Source organism: Streptomyces sp. NPDC091279, assembly GCF_044757465.1.
Lineage (GTDB): Bacteria > Actinomycetota > Actinomycetes > Streptomycetales > Streptomycetaceae > Streptomyces.
In genome coordinates, this window is sequence record NZ_JBIVVA010000016.1 from 127799 (window position 1) to 148278 (window position 20480).

Here is a 20480-nt window from a genome sequence, read left to right on the forward strand (position 1 = left end):
CCGATCACTTTCCGGCCCCATCGAGGAACCTGGAAGATCGGCATCACGTCTTGTGTTCAGAGGGTCACTCCACGGGCATGAACAAGTGTGCGAATGCACAGGGACGAGCGGGGCGAGGATGGCAGAGAAGTGACCGAGGGCAGCGGCGTCCAGGCGGGAGACCTGCCCGACGACCTGACCGCCGCGGAGGCCGGCATGTGGCAGGCCTTCCGCAACGGCAGTGTGTACGACCTGAGCAACGGCGACCCGGTCGTCGACGATCCGCACGGCGGCCACCCCTGGGGCCCCGAGCGCACCGTGCGGGCGCGGATCATCTGCTGGCTGCTGCTCGACGGCCCACCGGCGCTGGCCGGCCGGGTCTCCTCGCTGAAGCTGCGCGGGGTCCAGGTCAGCGGCGCGCTCGACCTGGCGGGCGGCACCGTGGTGCCGTACCTGGAGCTGCGCGGCTGCCGGTTCGAGCGGGACGTCCTGCTGCCGGAGGCCCACTTCACGACCGTGCGGCTGGTGAACTGCTCGGTGCCGCGCCTGGAGGCGGCCCGCGTCCACACGGAGGGCGACCTGCACCTGCCCCGCTGCCGCTTCCACAACGGCGTCCGCCTCACCGACGCGCAGATCGGCACCGACCTGCTGCTCAACCAGGCGATCGTCTACCGCGACCGCAGCGGCCGTTCGATCGCCGCCGACGGCCTCACCGTCGGCCAGGATCTCCAGGCCGAACTGCTGGAGTCGCACGGCGAGTTGAGCTTGCGCAGCGCCAAGATCGGCGTCTCGCTGAGCCTGCGCGGCGCCCGCCTGGCCAACCCCTACGGGCGGCTCGCGCTGAACGCGCCCCAGCTGTCCGTCGGCCGCACCCTGTATCTGACGCCGGCCGGTCTGGGCAGCCCGATGCTGAGCGGGGCCACCCCGGCGCGCGGGACGCGGATACAGCGTTTCGAGTGCAAGGGCGGGGCCCGCCTGGACGACGGGCGGTTCGGGGACGCCGTCGACCTGGAGCGGGCCCGGTTCTCCTTCACCGACGACCAGGAGCTGTCGTTGCGCCGGGTGCAGACGCCCGAGCTGCGGTTCCTGGGTGAGAGACCGCAGCGCGGGAAGGTCGTGCTGTCCGGCGCGAAGGTCGCCAACCTCGTCGACCGGGCCAGCGCCTGGCCGGGCCCGGGCAACCTGCACATGGGCGGCTTCTCCTACGACAACCTCGTTCCGCAGGGTCCGTTCCCGCTGAACATCCGGCTGGCGTGGGTGTCGGCGGCGACCGCCGAGTACAACCCGGAGCCGTACGAGCGGCTGGCGGCGGTGCTGCGGGCCGGCGGCGAGGACGAGGACGCCCGCGAGGTGCTGCTCGCCAAGCAGCGCCGGCGCCGCGAGAGCCTCCCGCTCGCCGCGAAGCTCTGGGGGTACGCCCAGGACTGGACGGTGGCCTACGGGTACCGCCCGGGGCGGGCCGCGGTGTGGATGGCGCTGCTGTGGGCGGCGAGTTCGCTGGCGTTCGCCCACGCGAGCCGGCTGCCCGCCGCGAAGGGCGAGGACCCGGCGTGGAACCCCGCGCTGTACGCCCTCGATCTGCTGCTGCCGGTGATCGATCTGGGCCAGGTCGACCTGTGGCAGCCCCGTGGCGGCTGGCAGTGGCTGTCGGCGTCGTTGATCATGCTGGGCTGGGTCCTGGCGACGACGGTGGCGACGGGCGCGACCCGACTGCTGCGACGGAGCTGAGCGCCGAGGCGACCCGAGCGGGACCGACGGCCGGACCGAGGGCAGAACCGAGGGCAGAACCGAGGGCAGAACCGGGGACGGGACCAGGGGTGACACAGGACGCGGACAGTGCTTGAACAGTCACCCTTTGCCTTTCCTTGACCCATGGCAGCACAACTTTCCATGAGTTGGCCTTTCCGGCTGGCGCGCGGTGATCCGCGGTCTTTCAATGGTCGACACCATGGCTCTGCTGCCCCCGTTCAGCCGCGCGGCCCGCACCCCCAGGACCGCCCCGCGCCGCCCCGCCGCACCGCCCGCCCCGGCCACCGGTCCGCCCGTCGGCGGCCTCGGGCTGCCCGCGGACGACGATGTCCTGCTCGACGTGCCCGACGACCGGCTCGGCCCCGCCCTGGTCGCCGCCGCGCAGGGCGAGCACGGCCCCGCCTGCGCCCTGCTGGCCACCACCCGGCAGCAGGCCGACTGGGAGCGCCGGGACCGCTATGTGCGGCGCCTGGCGGCCTTCGCGCGCTCCCGCGACGAGTGGTTCCTGCGCTGGTCCGCAGCCGCCCCGCGCGATGTCGACCTGCTGACCGTCGCCGCCCAGCTCGCGGTCGACCGGGCCTGGCCCTCCCCGGCCCGCGCGGAGCTGCTGCGCGAGGTGAGCCCGCTGATCACGGCCGCCGCGCGGGGCGACGACCGGGACCCGGTGCCGTGGCGGATCGCGCTGGACCACGCGCGCGGTGCGGGCGCCGGGCACAAGTATTTCGAGGAGCTGTGGTCGGCGGCCGTCCGCCGGGCCCCGCACCACTACGGCTGCCATGTCGCGGCGCTGCGCTACCTCGGCGCCGCCTGGCACGGCGCGCACCAGGCCTGCCTGGACTTCGCCGACCGGGCCGCGCAGGACGCCCCCGCCGCCTCCCTCGTCCAGGCGCTCCCGGCCCGCGCGGTCCTCGCCTACCTCACCGACGACTGCGGCCCCGAACTCCCCCGGCAACGGCTCGACGCCGCCGCCGACCGGGCCGTCGCGCTGTCCGCCCGGTTCCCGGAGTCCGACCCGGCGCCGGCCTCGTTGCGCAACCAGGTGATGTTCGTGCTGGTGCGCCTTGCGCGCTGGCAGGACGCGTTCACGCAGGCGCGGCTGATCGGCCCGTACGCCACGTCGTTCCCCTGGGACCGGCTCTCCGACGACCCGCTGGGACTGTTCCTCACCACCCGCGACGAGGTCCGCGCGGCCTGCCTCGCACCCCTGTCCGACCATCCACGAAGTGAGCGCGGGCCACACGCACACTCCGGCGAGCATTAGGCTTCTGCGCCGTGACCACCGTCCGGCTCCCGCTCTTCCCCCTGAACTCGGCACTGTTCCCGGGGTTGGTGCTTCCGCTCAATGTCTTCGAGGAGCGCTATCGCGCCATGATGCGCGAGCTGCTGAAGCTCCCCGAGGACACCCCACGCCGGTTCGCCGTCGTGGCGATCCGCGACGGCTACGAGGTGGCGCCCAGTGCGCCCGGCATGCCCGACCCGACCGCGAGCGCCGACCACGGCCCGGCGGCCGGGTTCGGCGACGACCCGGCGGCCGCCTTCCACGAGGTCGGGTGTGTCGCCGACGCGGCGACGATCCGGGAGCGCGAGGACGGCACCTTCGAGGTGCTGGCGACCGGGACGAGCCGGGTGCGGCTGCTGTCGGTCGACGCCTCGGGGCCGTTTCTGACAGCCGAACTGGAGGAGCTGGCCGAGGAACCCGGCGAGGAGGCCGGGGCGCTGGCCGAGGGCGTGCTGCGGGCGTTCCGCCAGTACCAGAAGCGGCTCGCGGGCGCGCGGGAGCGGTCGCTGTCGGCCGGCGTGGAGTTGCCGGACGAGCCGTCCGTGGTGTCCTACCTGGTCGCGGCCGCGATGACCCTGGACACGCCCACCAAACAACGTCTCCTGGAGGCGCCGGACATCGCGTCCCGGCTGCGCGACGAACTGGTCCTGCTGCGCTCCGAGACCGCGATCATCCGCAACCTCCCCTCGCTGCCGGCCGCCGAGCTGACCCTCGGCCGGACCAGCCTGAACTGAGCCGGGCGATGGCCAAGAAGTCCAAGAGGCAGCAGGCGGGCGGTACTCCGGCGACGGTCGCGCTGGCCGCGGCCGACGTGCCGTTCACGCTCCACGCCTACGCGCACGATCCCGCGCACCCCTCCTACGGCGAGGAGGCCGCCGAGGCGCTGGGCGTCTCACCCGACCGGGTCTTCAAGACGCTGGTCGCGGAGGTGGACGGCGAGCTGACGGTGGCTGTCGTGCCGGTTTCGGGCCAGCTCGATCTGAAGGCGCTGGCGTCTGCGGTGGGGGGCAAGCGGGCGGCGATGGCTGACCCGGTTCTCGCCGAACGCACCACGGGGTATGTCCGGGGCGGGATCTCGCCCCTGGGCCAGCGCAAGCGCCTCCGCACGGTCGTCGACGCGTCGGCCTCCGCCCACCCCACGATCTACGTCTCAGCGGGCCGCCGAGCCCTGGAGGTGGAACTCACCCCCACAGCCCTGACAACCCTCACCACAGCAACGCTGTCCCCGATCACCCGCCCCTGACAACACAGCCGCGGGCCCGTGAGCCTAAACAGCGCCGCCGGGTCCGTGGACACGTGCAGGTCCGTGGGGCTTCTCGCGCAGTTCCCCGCGCCCCTTAAGGGCGCCACCCGCCCCGTCGGCAACAACCCCAGCCCCTCCCGGCCAGACCCCCCGGTCCGTGGACACGTGCAGGTCCGTGGGGCTTCTCGCGCAGTTCCCCGCGCCCCTTAAGGGCGCCACCTCACCCGGCGCCTCCGGGCCCCCAAGCAAACGACCGACGCCAGCCCAGCGCCCCCCAAGGGGCGCGAGGAACTGCGCGACCAGCCACAACGGCCCCGCACCCACCAACCGACCGTTCCCCCCACCCCCCAGGGGCGCGGGGAACTGCGCGACCAGCCACAACGGGCCCGCACTCGCCCGACCGACCGGTTGCCCCCCAGGGGCGCGGGGAACTGCGCGACCAGCCACAACGGGCCCGCACCCGTCCAACCGACCGGTCCCCCACCCCCCAGGGGCGCGGGGAACTGCGCGATCGGCCACGACGGGCCCGCGCTCGTCCGACCGACCGGTTGCCCCCCCGTCAGGGAGCCGCCCGGGCTGGGGAGCCGTTACGCCAGCGGGGCCCCGTACCCGTCCGTCGGGACAGGGTCCTGCTGGTAGGGATCGGGTTCCCGGGGCCCGAAGAGCGCGGTCAACCCAAGATGCACAAGCAGCCCGGCAAACGGCGCCGCCAACAACGCCCCCTTCGTACCAAGCTTCAGCGGCGCCGTGAACACGACCCCCTTACCAACGGCCTTGGCGTGAGCGATCACATCGGTGGTCGGCCCGAGCCAGCTGCCGAGCCGCCACGCCACCAGCGCCGCAAGCAGCGCACCGACCCCGAGCCCCACCGCCAACGGCACGCCCCCGCGCCGGCGCCACAGGAACACGCCGAGCGCACTCACCGCACCGAAGGCCAGCCCGAGCAACGTGAACGTGCCGTCCACGCCGATCGCCTGTTCGCCCTCGCTGTCCTCCAGGTAGACCGTCCAGCTCGTGGCGGTCTGCTCACCGATCAGCGGCACATGCGGGGCGAGCCACCACCACAGCAGCCCGAGCAGCAGCCCGGCGACGGTGACCACCACGGCGACCACGGCGCCCTCGCGCAGTTCGGCCTTGATGCCGGGTCCGTCCTGTCCGTACGCGGCGTACAGCCCGTCGTGCGGGGCGGGTCCCTCGGGACCGTCGGCCGGGGGCCACGCGTCGTGCGGGGGCTGTTCGTGCGGAGGGGGAGTCAACGGTGCGGTCACTCTGCCATCGTGCCAGGCGCGTCTGTGCGGCGCGTCACCGGACGGCTGCCCGGCGGTACGCCCAGGTGGCCACCGCGAGCGAGACGACGCCGACCCCGCCGCAGACGGCCAGGTCACCGAGGACGAAGGCCCAGTCGGGGTGCGGCCCGAACGTACGGGCGAACGCCTCGACGCCGTACGTCGACGGCAGCAGATCGCGGGCCAGCCGCACCGCGTCGGGCATCCGCTCGGCCGGCAGCACCCCCAGCAGCAGCGCCGCGGACATGCCCAACTGGCCGAGCAGGGTGGCGAGTTCGGGGCGCGGCGCGAGGAGCCCGAGGGCCGCTCCGAGGCCCGCGAGGGCGGCGCCGGACAGCGGGATCACCAGCGCGAGGACCCACAGATGCGCCATCGGCAGCCCGAACAGGACGCAGCCGAACACCGCGGTCACCACGGTCCCGGGCACCGTGAACGAGGCGTACGCGCCCGCCGCGCCGAGCACCACCGCGGCCGGCGGCACCGGCAGCGTCGCGTAGTGGTCGAGGCCGCCGCTGGCCCGCAGCTGGCCGAAGTACTGGGCGAGCAGGTTCAGCGCGACGAACGCCACGACCAGCACCGCCGACCCGGCGACCACGGCCTGGGCCTCGGCGCCGTCGTGCACCACGCCCCGCATCAGGATCATGATGCCGATCGACTGGAAGGTCGCCACGAACAGCAGCGGAATCCGCGCGACCCGGGCCCGCGACAGCTGCGCCCGGTAGACGGCGGCCAACGACGGCCACAGCCGCGCCCGGGGCGCCAGCTCGGCGGCCACGCCCGGGGGCGCGTCCTCCACGGCCAGGGCGCCGCCCGGCAGGACATCGGCGGAAACGACACTCACGTCGCGCTGCTCCCCTTCTGCTGAGGGACCTGATGAGGGACTCGTGCGGCAGTGGCCCTGTCCCATACGGACACGGCGGCCGGTGTGCTCATGCCTTCACCAGCCCCTGCCGTACGGCGCCGCCAAGCGCCAGATACACGTCCTCCAGGCTGGGCGTGGTCAGGGTGAAGTCGTCGAGCGCGGCGAAGGCGCTGCCGCCGGTCACCGTGGCGACGACGGCGCGGGCCTCCTCGGGCGCGAGCCGCAGCGTCCAACGGCGGCCCGAGGCGACGGCGCGTTCCTGGAGGGCGGCGACCTCGGGGACGTTGAGCGGGGCCCGTTCGCGCCAGACCAGGTCGACCCGGACCTCTCCGGCCACCTGTTCCTTGAGGCCGGTGGGGGTGTCGCAGGCGATGACGCGGCCCTGGTCGAGGACGGCGACCCGGTCGAGGACGGTCTCGGCCTCGATGACGTTGTGGGTGACGAGCAGCACCGTGGTGCCGCGTTCGGCGCGGCGCCGGTCGACGGCGGACCAGACGGCGCGGCGGGCCACCGGGTCCATGCCGGTGGTGGGTTCGTCGAGGACGAGCAGCGGCCGTTCGCCGACCAGGGCGGCGGCGACGCAGGCGAGCCGCCGTTGGCCGCCGGAGAGTTTCTTCAGGGGGCGGCCCGCGATCTCGGTGAGGCCGAGTTCGTCGAGGACGGCGTCGCGTTCGGCGCGGGCCCGGCGGGTTTCGAGGCCGCGCAGGCGTCCGGTGGTCTCGGCGGCGAGGGAGACGGTCAGCTCGTCGAGGGCGGTGGACTCCTGGCCGAGGAAGGCGAGGATGCGCGAGGCGCGTTCGGGGTGGCGCACGATGTCGTGGCCGAGGATCTCGACGCTGCCCGCGTCCGGCCGCATCAGCCCGGTGATCTGCCGGACCAGGGTGGATTTCCCGGCGCCGTTGGGTCCGAGCAGGCCGAAGATCTCACCGCCGCGGATGTCGAGACGCACCTCGTCGGTGGCGCGCACCGGCGGCGCCCCGGGAGCCCCGCGCCGGGACCGTACGGCGGGATAGGTCTTGGTCAGTCCGCGCACCGCGCACACGACATCACCACTGTGCCGAAGTGCCGGTCCGATGCGCGTACTCACAAGGGACGAGAGTACGGGGTCGGCGGCCCCGGGCCGTTGCCGGGTCGGCGCTCCCGCCCACATCCCTACTCGTGCCCAATTGCCCCGCAACGGGGACGAACCGGGGCGCGCCGACCGGGGCGCGGCTCACTCCCCGGCGGGCGCGTGCTCGGCGGTCGTCCGGACGTCGACCTCGCGCCAGAACCCGGCCCTGATGGCGTACCGGTCGTGCTCGTCGATCTGGTCGTCCTTGTGGGCGAGGAGCCCGAACCGGGCGGCGTAGCGCAGCAGTTCACCGTCGATGCGGTGCGGGACGCGCGGGTACATGCCGGACAGTTTCTGGAGGTTGCCCTGGTCGCCGAGGCGTTCCATCCAGCGCCGGGCGAAGACCTGGCCGACCTCGTAGGGGTCGCCGCCGACCGTGGTGATGTCCTCCTCCCGGTCGGCCCAGCGCTGTTCGGCGGTGGTCAGCTGGGCCAGCGTGGGCATGGAGGCGGCGTCCGGAGGTTCGGCGGTGGGCCGGTCGACCCACCCCTTGTCCGAGGACCAGCGCAGGGTCGCGCTCGGTGGCTGCGGGGCGGGCTGGTGACCCGGGGCGCGCAGCGCGGCGAGGTCCTTCGGGGTGGGCACGCCCTTGGGCGCCGGAACGCGCTCCTGCGCGCCGTCCCGCTCCCCTTCGGCCTGCGTGTGCTCCCCCTCGTCGGACGGCGGCCGCTCGGCGGCGGAGGTGAGCCCGGAGTGCCGTTCGGCGCCGGACCCGAGCCCGGAGTCGGGCAGCGGCGCGGAGAGGATCGCGGCGATCTCGGGGCGCGGCGCCGGCTGCGGTGCGCAGACCCCGCCGAACTCCTTGGCGCGGACGGCCCGGGTGATCCACGTCCGGTCGAGCACCCGGCGTTCGTCGGCCTCGGCGACCAGGTCCTCGGACTGGTTGTAGTCGCCGTCGGCGGCCTGCACGGCCCACAGGTGAACGGCGACCCCGTGCTCCTTGGCGGCCATCATGCCCGGCAGCAGGTCGCCGTCGCCGGTCACCAGGACGACGTCGGAGCAGGCGCGGTTGCGGGCCAGCTCGGTCAGTTCGGCGTGCATGGCGGCGTCCACGCCCTTCTGCGCCCAGCGGCCGTCGCTGCGGGTGAGGGCACCGAGCCGGACGGTGACCCGGGGCATCACGCGCAGGCGGCGGTGCTCGGGCTGCGGGACGCGGTCGGGGGCGCCGTCGAACCAGTAGATGCGCAGCAGCGGCCGTTCGGTGTCGGACTCGGCGCGGTCGCGCAGGCCCTGGATGAGGGCGGGGTGGTCGACGGTGATGCGGGAACGCGACGGCTCTCCGGCGAGGAGACTCGCGGCGGCCCCCAGCAGATACCCGGCGTCCACCAGGACGATGCAGCGGTCCACGCGGTCCACCCTCTTTCCGGGAGGTTGCTTCGGGCTTGTTTCGAGTCTGCCCGACCGCGCGGAGGTTAACGGCCCGAACTCGATCTTCGGCGTGGCGTTTCGGTGACGCGCGCCCCGGTGAGGCGCGTGAACCCCTTGTCACAGACGGTAATTATCCGAAATGCGTTCTTCGTCCGTCTATGTGAGTCTGGTCCCGGCCCTGGCCCCTCAACCCCCTCCAGGAGGCAGATCCCCATGGCCAAGCACAAGAAGCAGGACCGGAAGCAGGCGTCGCAGGCCGAGCGCAGCCAGGAACAGGCCAAGTCCTCGTCGATGCAGGACCAGGCCGAACAGCGCATAACCCAGGCGACTCCCAGTGACATGGCCCGCAAGGGCCGGGAGAAGCGTTTCGGTCACAACTGACCTCGCGTCACGGGTTGTTGACCCGGCACGGGTCACGGGACCCGGAACAGACCGAGGGGCGCACCCCTGAACGGGTGCGCCCCTCGCGCGTGTTGCACGGCCCGGCTGTATGCGAACGCCCCGGGCGAACGGCCCGCGCGAACGGCCCGACAGGCCCCGGTGGCGTCCGGCGGGCCGGGGTTCAGCCGGCCAGGCAGGCCGGTCCGAGCAGCACCTTCAGGTCACCGAAGAGCGCCGGGTCGGGCTTGACCCGGTGCCGGTCCAGACGCAGCACGGTCGTCTTGGTCGGGCCCAGGAGCTTGATGCGGACCTCGCTGTCGCCCCGGTGGTGGGTGAGGATCTCGCCGAGGCGGCTGATCATCGGCGGGGTGACCCGGGTGGCCGGGATGGTGAGGATCACGGGCGCGTTGGTGCCCGCGTTGGACAGGTCGGGGACCATCAGTTCCATCGCCACCAGCCGCGGGATGTCCTCGCGCTTGTCGAGGCGGCCCTTGACGAACACCACGGCGTCCTCGACGAGTTGGGTCGAGACCAGCTGATAGGTGGCCGGGAAGAACATGCACTCGATGGAACCGGCGAGGTCCTCGACGGTGGCGATCGCCCAGGCGTTGCCCTGCTTGGTCATCTTGCGCTGGAGGCCCGAGATGATGCCGCCGATGGTGACGACGGCGCCGTCCGCGTGCTCACCGCCGGTCAGCTGGGAGATGCCCGCGTCGGCCTTGTCGGACAGCACGTGTTCCAGGCCGAACAGCGGGTGGTCGGAGACGTAGAGGCCGAGCATCTCCCGCTCCTGGGCGAGCAGATACGTCTTCTCCCACTCGTCCTCGGTGAAGACGACGTCGAGGCCGAAGCCGGGCTCGTCGGCCTGTTCGTCGCCCATCCCGCCGAAGAGGTCGAACTGCCCCTCGGCCTCCTTGCGCTTGACCTGCACCACGTTGTCGATCATGGGCTCGAACTGGGCGGTGAGGCCCTTGCGGGTGTGCCCCATGGTGTCGAAGGCGCCGGCCTTGATCAGCGACTCCGTGGTGCGCTTGTTGCAGGCGACGGCCTCGACCTTGTCGAGGTAGTCGGGGAAGGAGGCGTACTTCCCCTTGGCCTTGCGGGACTTGATGATCGACTCGACGACGTTGGTGCCGACGTTGCGGACGGCGGAGAGGCCGAAGAGGATCACGTCGTCGCCCTGGGCGGCGAAGTTGGACATCGACTCGTTGACGTCCGGCGGGAGCACCTTGATGCCCATGCGCCGGCATTCGTTGAGGTAGACGGCCGACTTGTCCTTGTCGTCCTTGACGGAGGTGAGGAGCCCGGCCATGTACTCGGCCGGGTAGTTCGCCTTCAGATAGGCGGTCCAGTAGGAGACCAGTCCGTAGGCGGCGGAGTGCGCCTTGTTGAACGCGTAGCCGGCGAACGGCACCAGAACGTCCCACAGGGCCTGGATCGCCTCGGCGCTGTAGCCCTTCTTCTGGGCGCCCTCCTGGAAGAGGACGAAGTTCTTCGCCAGCTCGTCGGGCTTCTTCTTGCCCATCACGCGGCGCAGGATGTCGGCCTCGCCGAGCGAGTAACCGGCGATGATCTGGGCGGCCTTCTGCACCTGCTCCTGGTAGACGATCAGGCCGTAGGTGACGTCGAGGACCTCGGTGAGGGGCTCCTCCAGCTCCTTGTGGATCGGGGTGATCTCCTGGAGCTTGTTCTTGCGCAGCGCGTAGTTGGTGTGCGAGTCCATGCCCATCGGGCCGGGACGGTAGAGCGCGGAGACGGCGGAGATGTCTTCGAAGTTGTCGGGCTTCATCAGGCGCAGCAGCGAGCGCATGGGGCCGCCGTCGAACTGGAAGACGCCCAACGTGTCGCCGCGCTGGAGCAGTTCGAAGGTCTTGGGGTCGTCGAGCGGGAGCGACAGCAGGTCGAGATCGATGCCCTTGTTGGACTTCACCATCTTGACGGCGTCGTCCATGATCGTGAGGTTGCGCAGGCCGAGGAAGTCCATCTTCAGCAGGCCGAGCGACTCGCACTGCGGGTAGTCCCACTGGGTGATGGTGACGCCGTCGGTGTGCCGGACCCAGACCGGGGCGTGGTCGACGATGGGCTCGCTGGACATGATGACGCCAGCGGCGTGCACACCCATCTGCCGGACCAGGCCCTCGACGCCCTTGGCGGTGTCGATGACCTTCTTGACGTCGGGTTCGTTCTCGTACATCGCGCGGATCTCGCCGGCCTCGCCGTAGCGCGGGTGCGCCGGGTCGGTGATGCCGCTGAGGTCGATGCCCTTGCCGAGGACGTCGGCCGGCATCGCCTTGGTGAGGCGGTCGCCCATCGCGTACGGGTAGCCCAGCACGCGCGCGGAGTCCTTGATGGCGTTCTTCGCCTTGATCTTGCCGTAGGTGCCGATCATGGCGACCTTGTCGGCGCCGTACTTCTCCGTCACGTACCTGATCACCTCGACGCGCCGACGCTCGTCGAAGTCGATGTCGACGTCGGGCATGGAGACGCGCTCGGGGTTGAGGAACCGCTCGAAGATCAGGCCGTGCGGGATCGGGTCGAGGTCGGTGATGCCCATGGCGTAGGCGACGATCGAACCGGCCGCGGAGCCTCGTCCCGGGCCGACCGCGATGCCCTGGTTCTTGGCCCACATGATGAAGTCGGCGACGACGAGGAAGTAGCCCGGGAACCCCATCTGGATGATGACGTCCATCTCGTACTCGGCCTGCCGCTGGCGGTCCTCGGGGACGTTGCCCGAGAAGCGGCGCTCCATGCCGCGGCGGACCTCCTCCTGGAACCAGGTGACCTCGGTGAAGCCCTCCGGGATGTCGAACTTCGGCATCAGGTCGCGCTTCTCGAACATGCCCGTGGTGTCGATCTGTTCGGCCACCAGGAGGGTGTTGGCGCAGCCCTGCTGCCAGGCGTCCGAGGAGTCGATGGCGTACATCTCGTCCGTGGACTTCAGGTAGTAGCCGGTGCCGTCGAAGCGGAAGCGGTCCGGGTCGGAGAGGTTCTTGCCGGTCTGGATGCACAGCAGGGCGTCGTGGGCGACCGACTCGTGCGCGTACGTGTAGTGCGAGTCGTTGGTCACCAGGGGCGGGATGCCGAGCTTCTTGCCGATCTCCAGAAGGCCGTCACGGACCCGGTGCTCGATCTCGATGCCGTGGTCCATCAGCTCCAGGAAGTACCGGTCCTTGCCGAAGATGTCCTGGTACTCGGAGGCCGCCTTCAGGGCCTCGTCGAACTGGCCGAGGCGCAGCCGGGTCTGCAACTCGCCGGATGGGCAGCCGGTGGAGGCGATGAGCCCCTCGGACCACTGGGAGATGGTCTCCTTGTCCATCCGGGGCCACTTCTGCAACCAGCCCTCGGCGTACGCGTCCGAGGAGAGCTTGAAGAGGTTGTGCAGACCCGTCGCGTTCGCCGCCCAGATCGTCTTGTGGGTGTAGCCACCGGAACCGGAGACGTCGTCGCGCTTCTGGTGCGGCTGGCCCCACTGGATCTTGCGCTTGTTGCGCCGCGACTCGGGGGCCACATAGGCCTCGATCCCGATGATCGGCGTGACCCCGGCCTTCGTCGCCGAGTGGAAGAAGTCGTACGCCCCGTGGAGGTTGCCGTGGTCGGACATGGCGATGTGCGTCATGCCCATTTCGTTGCACGCGTTGAACATGTCCTTCAGCCGCGCGGCACCGTCCAGCAGCGAGTACTGGGTGTGGACGTGCAGGTGCGTGAACGGCGGTTTGGACACGGTACGGCCTCCAGGAGACGACTTGCTGCGGCGCGGGGCGGCGCCTCGTGACGGGGTGGCGGTCGGGAGACGGGAGGGACTGCGGAGAGTCCGGGGGACAGCGTCGAAGTCTATGCCTCGGCACTGACACTCCGGCGGCTTCCCCGCGTACCTTCACAGGGAGGGTCGCGGGCACTTCACCGCCCCCTCACCCGTTGGAGACGACAGCAGCGTTCCCGTCGCTCCCGTCCTTGTTCCCCGCACTTCCCTCGTACCAGGAGGCACCCCGCGATGTCGGTCAACCCGCTCGACGACGAGCAGCGCGGCGAGGAGATCCTCGCCGTCTTCGACACCGCATTCGGCGAGCTGCTGGCCGCCGACCCGGCCGCGTTCCGGGTGAAGTTCCGCAAGATGGCCGCCTCGGCCTTCGCGTTCTACCGGGGCACGGCGGCCTTGTTCTATCACGACCTGGACGCCGAGAACGCCGGGCGGGGTGGCGGGAAAATACTCAGCGGACCCTACCTGGACGAGCGGACCTCCCGGGTGTGGATTCACGGCGATCTGCACGCGGAGAACTTCGGCACGTACATGGACTCGAACGGCCGTCTGGTCTTCAACGTCAACGACTTCGACGAGGCGTACGTCGGCCCCTTCACCTGGGACCTGAAGCGGTTCGCCGCCTCCATCGCCCTGGTCGGGTACGCGAAGGCGCTCGGCGACGACCAGATCACCGAGCTGGTCGAGGTGTACGCGGGCGCGTACCGCGAGCGGGTGCACGCGCTGGCGACCGGCGCCAAGAGCGAGGAGGTGCCGCCGTTCACCCTGGACACCGCCCAGGGCCCGCTGCTGGACGCGCTGCGCGACGCCCGTTCGCTGACCCGGTTCGCGCTGCTGGAGTCGATGACGGAGATCCGTGACTTCGAGCGCCGGTTCGCCTCCGGGGGCGGCTCGGTGGAGCTGGACGCGGCGACCCGCTACAAGGTGCTGGCGGCGTTCGACGGCTATCTGGAGACGCTGCCGGAGACGTCGCTGGCCCGCCCCGACTCCTACCGCGTCAAGGACGTCGTGGGCCGCCGGGGCATCGGCATCGGGTCGGCCGGGCTGCCGTCGTACAACATCCTCCTGGAGGGGCACAGCGACGCCCTGGAGAACGACGTGGTGATCTACATCAAGCAGGCCCAGACCCCGGCCGTCTCCCGGCACCTCACCGACCCGCAGATCCGGGAGTACTTCCAGCACGAGGGCCACCGCACGGTGATCTCCCAGCGGGCCCTTCAGGCGCACGCCGACCCGTGGCTTGGCTGGACCGAGCTGAGCGGCGCGGGCCAGCTGGTCGCGGAGATCTCGCCGTACGCGGTCGATCTGGACTGGGACGACATCGACGACCCGGACGAGATCGCGGCGGTGGTCGCGGACCTCGGCCGGGCGACGGCGACGATGCACGCGGCGGCGGACGACCAGTCCGGCGAGTCGTTGGTGCCGTTCTCCACCGAGCGGGCCATCGACGCGGCGATCGCGGCCGACGAGGACGGCTTCGCGGGCCTGCTGACCGACTTCGCGCACACCTACGGCGCCCGCGCGCGTGCCGACCACCAGATCTTCGTGGACCTGTTCCGCAACGGGCGGATTCCAGGTCTCTGAACGATTCCGGGTCGGTGACAGTGTGGGGGCTCACAGCGACCTTTTAGGGGTCTCTTACAGGGCCGCGTGACAGACTCTCCACGCTATGGACATATCCGGGACCCCCCTCAGAGCCGTTCGCGCGGCGCTGTTCACGGCGCTCGTCGTGACGCTCAGCAGCGCGTCGCACGTGCTGCTGTCGCGGGTCCCGCTGCCGCTGAACACGGTGGCCGCCGTCGCCGCCGTCGTGTTCGCGGTCGCCTACGCGCTGGCCGGCCGGGAGCGTGGCTTCGCGCGGATCGCCGCGCTGCTGATCCCGCTGGAGCTGGCCGCCGACACGGTCTTCACCACCGGCCAGCACATCTGTTACGGGCGTGCGGGCGGCCCGGTCGCCGGTCCCCTGCGCTCCGTCGGCCTCGACGTGCTGTGCGGCAGCAACGCCGAGGTCGGCACCCCGCTGGCCCGCGTCACCGGTGCCGGGCCGGACCGGCTGGCCGCGCTGCTGGCGCACGCCGACCCGGCGACGCCCTGGCTGCTGCTCGGCGCGCATCTGTGCGTCGGCCTGCTGGCCGCGGCCTGGCTGCGCCGGGGTGAGCGGGCGCTGGCCCAGTCGCTGCGGGCGCTGGCCGCGACGACGTTCCGGCCGCTGCTGCTGGCCACGGCCTCGGTCACCGTGCGGACCAGCGCCTCGGCGCCCCGCCTCCCGCGGACCGCGCGCCGCACGGCCACCGCCCGCGATCTCCTGCTGGCGCACTCCCTGGGACGGCGCGGCCCGCCGTGCTCCCCCGCGGTCGTCTGAGGCTCCGCCCGGACACCACCACCGCCCCGAACGGCATGGCGTCCCGCAGCGAACCCGTTGCGCGCGGTGCGCTGTCCTCCAGGGCGGAACCGGTGTCCCGGATGGAACTGACGTTCGCCCGCACCGCACCGGGGACGACCCCTCGCCCCTCCCCCACTCGTATCCCGCGCACCACCCGTGCGCGTCCCAGATGGAGAGCACCCACATGAGCAAGCGGAACAGCGCGGCGGCGAAGACGGCGGCCCGCGAGCGGCTGCGCGCGGAGCGCGAGCGCGAGGCCAAGAAGAACAAGATCAAGCGGCAGGTCGTCGTGGCCGGTACGGTCGTCGCGGTCCTCGCGGCGGCCGGCGGCATCGGCTACGCGGTCGTCCAGGCGAACAAGCCCTCGCACTGGGAGGCCGTGAAGGACGAGAAGGTCGTCGTCCCCGCCAACGCCACCGGCACGAACGGCACGACGGTCATCATCGGCAAGTCGAGCGCGAAGACCCTCAAGGCCTATGAGGACCCGCGCTGCCCGGTGTGCGCGGCCTTCGAGCAGACCGTGGGCACGACCGTCGAGAAGGACATAGCCGACGGCAAGTTCAAGCTCCAGTACATAGGCGCCACGTTCATCGACAGCAAGGACAACGGCGAGGGCTCCAAGAACGCGCTGAGCGCCCTGGGCGCCGCGCTGAACGTCAGCCCGGACGCGTTCCTGAAGTACAAGTTCGCGCTGTACTCGAAGAAGTGGCACCCGGACGAGACGTCCGACACCTTCAAGGACGACGCGTACCTCATCAAGGTCGCGCAGACGATCCCGGCCCTGAAGGACAACGCGAAGTTCCAGACGGCGGTCAAGAAGGGGACGTATGACGCCTGGGCGCTCGCCATGTCGAAGACCTTCGACAACAACAAGGACGGCGTGAGCGGCACCCCGAGCTTCGTGATGGACGGCAAGAACCTCACCGTCGACAGCAGCGGCAACGCGCCGATGACGGTCGAGCAGTTCAACACGGTGATCGACGCGGCCCTGAAGGGCTGACCGACCGTCAGCGACCGACCGTAGAACGTCGGTGGTCGACCAGGAGGGGAAGAGCGGGCGAACTCTTATGCGTTCGCCCGCTCTTGTGCGTACCGGTCAGTAACCTCATCGGTCGTGACCAGTCGATACAGATCACCCGAGCGCGCCACCGCACCCGCCGAGAGCCCCGCGCCCCTGTCACCGCGTCGCCGTACGGTCGTCAGGGCCGCGGCGGCCGGCGCCGTCCTGGCCGCCCCACTCGCCGCCGCCCTCCCCGCCCGCGCGGCCGCCGGGACCGCGCGCTTCCTGCACGGCGTCGCGTCCGGCGACCCGCTGCCCGACGGCATCCTGCTGTGGACCCGCGTCACCCCGACCGCCGAGGCGGCCCCCGGTTCCGGGCTCGGCCCGGACACCGAGGTGAGCTGGATCGTCGCCACCGACAAGGCGCTGACCGACGTCGTGTCGCGCGGCTCCCTCACCGCGAGCGCCGCGTCCGACCACACCGTCAAGGCCGACCTGCGCGGCCTCGCCCCGGCGACCGACTACTGGTTCCGCTTCCGGGCCGACGGCGTCGACTCCCCCGTCGGCCGCACCCGCACCGCCCCCGCCGCCGACGCCGCCGTGCCCTCCCTGCGCTTCGGCGTGGTCTCCTGCGCCAACTGGGAGGCCGGCTGGTTCTCCGCGTACCGCCATCTCGCGGCCCGCGGCGACCTGGACGCGTGGCTGCACCTCGGCGACTACCTCTACGAGTACGCCTCCGGCGCGTACGTGACGCGCGGCACGGTCGTCCGGCCGCACCGGCCGGCCCACGAGATCGTCACGCTCGCCGACTACCGCGTCCGGCACGGCCACCACAAGACCGACCCGGACCTCCAGGCCCTGCACGCGGGGGCGCCGGTGGTGGCGATCTGGGACGACCACGAGTTCGCCGACAACGCCTGGTCCGGCGGCGCGGTCAACCACACCGAGGGCGCCGAGGGCACCTGGGCCGACCGGCAGACGGCGGCCAAGCGTGCCTACTTCGAGTGGATGCCGGTCCGCCCGGCCATCGCCGGCACCACCTATCGGCGGCTGCGCTTCGGCAAGCTCGCCGATCTGTCGCTGCTGGACCTGCGTTCGTTCCGCTCCCAGCAGGCGGCCACCGGTTCCGGATCGGTCGACGACCCGGACCGCACGATCACCGGGCGGGCCCAACTCGACTGGCTGAAGGCCGGGTTGGCGTCCTCCGACACCACCTGGCGGCTGGTCGGCAACTCGGTGATGATCTCGCCGTTCGCGGTCGGCTCCCTCGCCGCCGACCTGCTCAAGCCGCTCGCGAAACTGCTCGGGCTCCCGCAGGAGGGCCTCGCCCTCAACACCGACCAGTGGGACGGCTACACCGACGACCGCCGCGAACTCCTCGCCCACCTGCGCGCGCACGCCATCCGCAACACCGTCTTCCTCACCGGCGACATCCACATGGCGTGGGCCAACGACGTGCCCGTGGACGCCGGGACGTATCCGCTGTCGGCGTCGGCGGCCACCGAGTTCGTGGTCACCTCGATCACCTCGGACAACCTCGACGACATCCTGAACGTCCCCGAGGGCGCCGTCTCCGCGGTCGCGGCGCCGGTGATCCGGGCGGCCAACCGACACGTCCACTGGATCGACACCGACCGCCACGGCTACGGCGTGCTGGACGTGACGGCGGCGCGGGCGCAGATGGACTACTACGCCCTGTCCGACCGCACCGACCCGAACGCCACCTCGTCCTGGGTCCGTTCCTACCGCACCCGGGCCAACACCCAGCGGGTGGAACGGGCTTACGACCCGGTGTAGGGAAAATAACCGGCCATGACCGAGGTGTCTTGTTATCGTCATACCGCCGGTGAGCCGTCTTCCTGACGGTTCACCACTTTTTCTGCGATTGGAGCGATATGGCCACCCCCCAAAGTGTCCTGACCAAGACCGCGGTCTTCGCCGCAGCCCTGGCTCTCGGCGGGCTCGCCGCCCCCTCGGCCCAGGCGGCCACCACCGCGTCACCGGCGTTCGTCAACCTGACGGTGCTGGACAAGAACGGCGCCCCGATATACGCCAAGCCCACCTCTTCGTCCACGCGTTACCGGGTGGAGCCGAAGAACACGGTGCTGCGGATCGCCTGCTCGACCACCAACACCCCCTCGGGGGCGCTCTGGTACCACATCTACGACTCGCAGCCGACCGCCTGGGTGTACTCCGGGCACTTCGTCTCGCTGGTCCACCCGCCCAAGGCGTGCTGACCAGGTAGCCGCGCGCTACAGCGTGTCGAGGAAGCCGAGCGCCACCCGCCAGGTGGCCTCGGCCGCCTCCTCGTCGTAGTCCGGCAGGTCCGGGTCGGTGTAGAGGTGCCCGGCGCCCGGGTACCGGTACACCTCGACGTCGGCGCCCGCCCGGCCGATCTGGAGGTACCAGGCGCTCAGCCAGTCGTCCGTCTCGAACGGGTCCGGCTCGGCCACGTGCAACTGGACCGGCAGCCCGTCCACCGACGCGGTCGCCGCGATGTCCGAGGTGCCGTGCAGAAGCAGCAGACCGCGCGCCTTCTCGTCGCCCAGGGCGAGGGTCTGCGCGACGGAGGCGCCGAGCGAGAACCCGGCGTACACCAGGCCCCGGTCCGAGTAGGGCGCGGCGGCCAGCACGGCCCGCTTGAGCAGCTCGTCCTTGCCGACCCCGGCGTTGAACTCCATGCCCTCCTCGACCGTGTCGAAGGTGCGTCCGTCGAACAGGTCCGGGGTCCACACCTCGTGCCCGGCGCCGCGCAGCCGCTCGGCGGCCTGCCGCACCGCCGGTCTGAGCCCGTAGGTCGAGTGGAAGAGCATGATGTTCATGACCCCATCGTGCCAGCCACCACTGACAACGCCCCCGCGTGCCCGACCGCGCGGGCGGGCCCGTACCCGGATCGCGTCCGACGTCACATGTTCATGAGCGCCCGGAGCCGGTTACGTTCCCTGGCATGGAGAACGTACTCCGCCCGCTGATCGTGATAGGCGGCTCCGTCGTCCTGACACTGATCATCGGCTGGGCCACCGACCTGTTGTTGCGCAAAGCCGACGCCCGGCACGGCGAGACCCCGCTGTGGGATCTGCTGCGCCGCGCCCGCGTCCCCTATCAACTGGTGCTCTGCACGGCCCTGTTGAGAGGTTCCTACGATCTGGCCCGGCTGGTGCACGCGCACCGGGTCGCCGTCGGCCGGGCCCTGACCCTGGTGCTGATCGGCTCGGCGGCCTGGCTGGTGGTGCGGATCGCCGCAGCCGTCGTGGAGACGACGTACAGCCGGTACGCGCGCGCCCATCACGACGCCGCCCGGGTGCGCCGGGTGCGGACCCAGGTGTCGTTGATCATGCGGGTGGTGACCGCGATCGTCGGCGTGGTGGCGGTGTCGTCGATGCTGCTGACGTTCCCGGAGATGCGCGCGGCCGGTGCCTCGCTGCTGGCCTCGGCGGGGGTGCTGGGCATCGTCGCCGGTGTCGCGGCACAGTCCACGCTGAGCAATCTCTTCGCGGGACTACAGATCGCCTTCGGCGACATGGTGCGGCTCGGCGACACCGTGGTGGTGGACGGCGAGTGGGGCACCGTCGAGGAGATCACCCTGACCTTCCTGACGGTCAGGACCTGGGACGAACGCCGGATCACCATGCCGGTGTCGTACTTCACCTCGAAGCCGTTCGAGAACTGGTCGCGCGGCAGCGCCCAGATGACCGGCATCGTCTACTGGCACCTCGACCACTCGGCGCCCCTCGACCTGATGCGGGAGCGGCTGCGGGACATCCTGCGCCAGTGCGCGGCCTGGGACGGCCGGGCGTGCGGGCTGGTCGTGACGGACTCGACGCCCAACACCATCCAGGTGCGGGCGCTGGTGACGGCGAAGGACGCCGACGACATCTGGACGGTCCGCGTCACGGTCCGCGAACAGATGCTCACCTGGCTCACCACCACCCACCCCTACGCCCTCCCCCGCGTCAACACGGCAGAGGCGCTCCTACCCCCCACGGACACCCCGTCAGAAACCCCACCAGAAACCCCACCCTCCCCACGCCGAGCCCACGAAACCCCTAGAACAACCCGGGGCTGACCCCCATCCCTCAACC

General features: G+C 71.4%; 17 protein-coding genes. 11 read left to right on the forward strand and 6 right to left on the reverse strand.

From position 1 onward, the window contains the following. Positions 1–129: 129 nt before the first annotated feature. From ACIQOU_RS32730 to ybaK, 4 genes are all read left to right on the forward strand, one after another. Entirely contained in the window at positions 130–1707 is a 1578-nt protein-coding gene (locus tag ACIQOU_RS32730; protein ID WP_401542861.1) for an oxidoreductase, read from the forward strand. 208 nt (positions 1708–1915) lie between these two features. Beyond that, complete coding sequence (locus ACIQOU_RS32735; protein WP_401542864.1) at positions 1916–2989, forward strand: hypothetical protein; 1074 nt, start codon at positions 1916–1918, stop codon at positions 2987–2989. An 11-nt stretch (positions 2990–3000) separates the two neighbouring features. Continuing rightward, on the forward strand, positions 3001–3741 hold the full coding sequence (locus ACIQOU_RS32740) for an LON peptidase substrate-binding domain-containing protein (RefSeq protein WP_401542867.1): 741 nt from the start codon (positions 3001–3003) through the stop codon (positions 3739–3741). Between the two features lie 8 nt (positions 3742–3749). Then, a complete protein-coding gene (gene ybaK / locus ACIQOU_RS32745) occupies positions 3750–4250 on the forward strand; it encodes a Cys-tRNA(Pro) deacylase (protein ID WP_401542870.1) in 501 nt (166 codons plus the stop codon). Between the two features lie 587 nt (positions 4251–4837). On the opposite strand, the gene ACIQOU_RS32750 is transcribed toward ybaK, so the two are convergent. The 4 genes from ACIQOU_RS32750 to ACIQOU_RS32765 all read right to left on the reverse strand — a co-directional run bounded on the left by ACIQOU_RS32750 (position 4838) and on the right by ACIQOU_RS32765 (position 8856). Next, entirely contained in the window at positions 4838–5518 is a 681-nt protein-coding gene (locus tag ACIQOU_RS32750) for an AAA family ATPase (RefSeq protein ID WP_401542873.1), read from the reverse strand. Between the two features lie 34 nt (positions 5519–5552). Next, positions 5553–6377, reverse strand: coding sequence for an ABC transporter permease (locus tag ACIQOU_RS32755; RefSeq protein ID WP_401542875.1), 825 nt, complete (start codon positions 6375–6377; stop codon positions 5553–5555). Positions 6378–6465: 88 nt separating this feature from the next. After that, on the reverse strand, positions 6466–7440 hold the full coding sequence (locus ACIQOU_RS32760) for an ABC transporter ATP-binding protein (RefSeq protein WP_401542933.1): 975 nt from the start codon (positions 7438–7440) through the stop codon (positions 6466–6468). Positions 7441–7611: 171 nt separating this feature from the next. Beyond that, positions 7612–8856: an NYN domain-containing protein gene (locus tag ACIQOU_RS32765; protein WP_401542877.1), complete on the reverse strand. Its 1245-nt coding sequence runs from the start codon at positions 8854–8856 to the stop codon at positions 7612–7614. Positions 8857–9090: 234 nt separating this feature from the next. Between ACIQOU_RS32765 and ACIQOU_RS32770 the strand changes: the two genes are divergently transcribed. Next, entirely contained in the window at positions 9091–9258 is a 168-nt protein-coding gene (locus tag ACIQOU_RS32770) for a hypothetical protein (RefSeq protein WP_401542879.1), read from the forward strand. A gap of 181 nt (positions 9259–9439) precedes the next feature. Here ACIQOU_RS32770 and dnaE read toward each other — a convergent pair whose 3' ends face one another. Then, on the reverse strand, positions 9440–12979 hold the full coding sequence (gene dnaE, locus ACIQOU_RS32775; RefSeq protein WP_401542882.1) for a DNA polymerase III subunit alpha: 3540 nt from the start codon (positions 12977–12979) through the stop codon (positions 9440–9442). Positions 12980–13249: 270 nt separating this feature from the next. Here dnaE and ACIQOU_RS32780 point away from each other — a divergent pair, with 270 nt between their 5' ends. The 5 genes from ACIQOU_RS32780 to ACIQOU_RS32800 all read left to right on the forward strand — a co-directional run bounded on the left by ACIQOU_RS32780 (position 13250) and on the right by ACIQOU_RS32800 (position 18635). After that, a complete protein-coding gene (locus ACIQOU_RS32780) occupies positions 13250–14599 on the forward strand; it encodes a DUF2252 domain-containing protein (RefSeq protein WP_401542884.1) in 1350 nt (449 codons plus the stop codon). 85 nt (positions 14600–14684) lie between these two features. Then, the gene (locus tag ACIQOU_RS32785) at positions 14685–15377 is read left to right on the forward strand and encodes a hypothetical protein (RefSeq protein WP_401542886.1); all 693 of its coding nucleotides are present in this window, start codon (positions 14685–14687) and stop codon (positions 15375–15377) included. A gap of 205 nt (positions 15378–15582) precedes the next feature. Continuing rightward, on the forward strand, positions 15583–16398 hold the full coding sequence (locus tag ACIQOU_RS32790) for a thioredoxin domain-containing protein (RefSeq protein ID WP_401542889.1): 816 nt from the start codon (positions 15583–15585) through the stop codon (positions 16396–16398). A 114-nt stretch (positions 16399–16512) separates the two neighbouring features. Beyond that, positions 16513–18195 carry an alkaline phosphatase D family protein gene (locus ACIQOU_RS32795; RefSeq protein ID WP_401542892.1) on the forward strand — a complete coding sequence of 561 codons (1683 nt, stop codon included), beginning with the start codon at positions 16513–16515 and terminating at the stop codon, positions 18193–18195. 98 nt (positions 18196–18293) lie between these two features. Then, a complete protein-coding gene (locus ACIQOU_RS32800) occupies positions 18294–18635 on the forward strand; it encodes a hypothetical protein (RefSeq protein WP_401542895.1) in 342 nt (113 codons plus the stop codon). Positions 18636–18650: 15 nt separating this feature from the next. Here ACIQOU_RS32800 and ACIQOU_RS32805 read toward each other — a convergent pair whose 3' ends face one another. Beyond that, positions 18651–19220 (reverse strand): dienelactone hydrolase family protein, encoded by a 570-nt coding sequence (locus tag ACIQOU_RS32805; protein WP_401542897.1) that lies wholly within the window; start codon positions 19218–19220, stop codon positions 18651–18653. Positions 19221–19345: 125 nt separating this feature from the next. Here ACIQOU_RS32805 and ACIQOU_RS32810 point away from each other — a divergent pair, with 125 nt between their 5' ends. After that, entirely contained in the window at positions 19346–20464 is a 1119-nt protein-coding gene (locus ACIQOU_RS32810; protein WP_401542900.1) for a mechanosensitive ion channel family protein, read from the forward strand. Positions 20465–20480 lie beyond the last annotated feature (16 nt).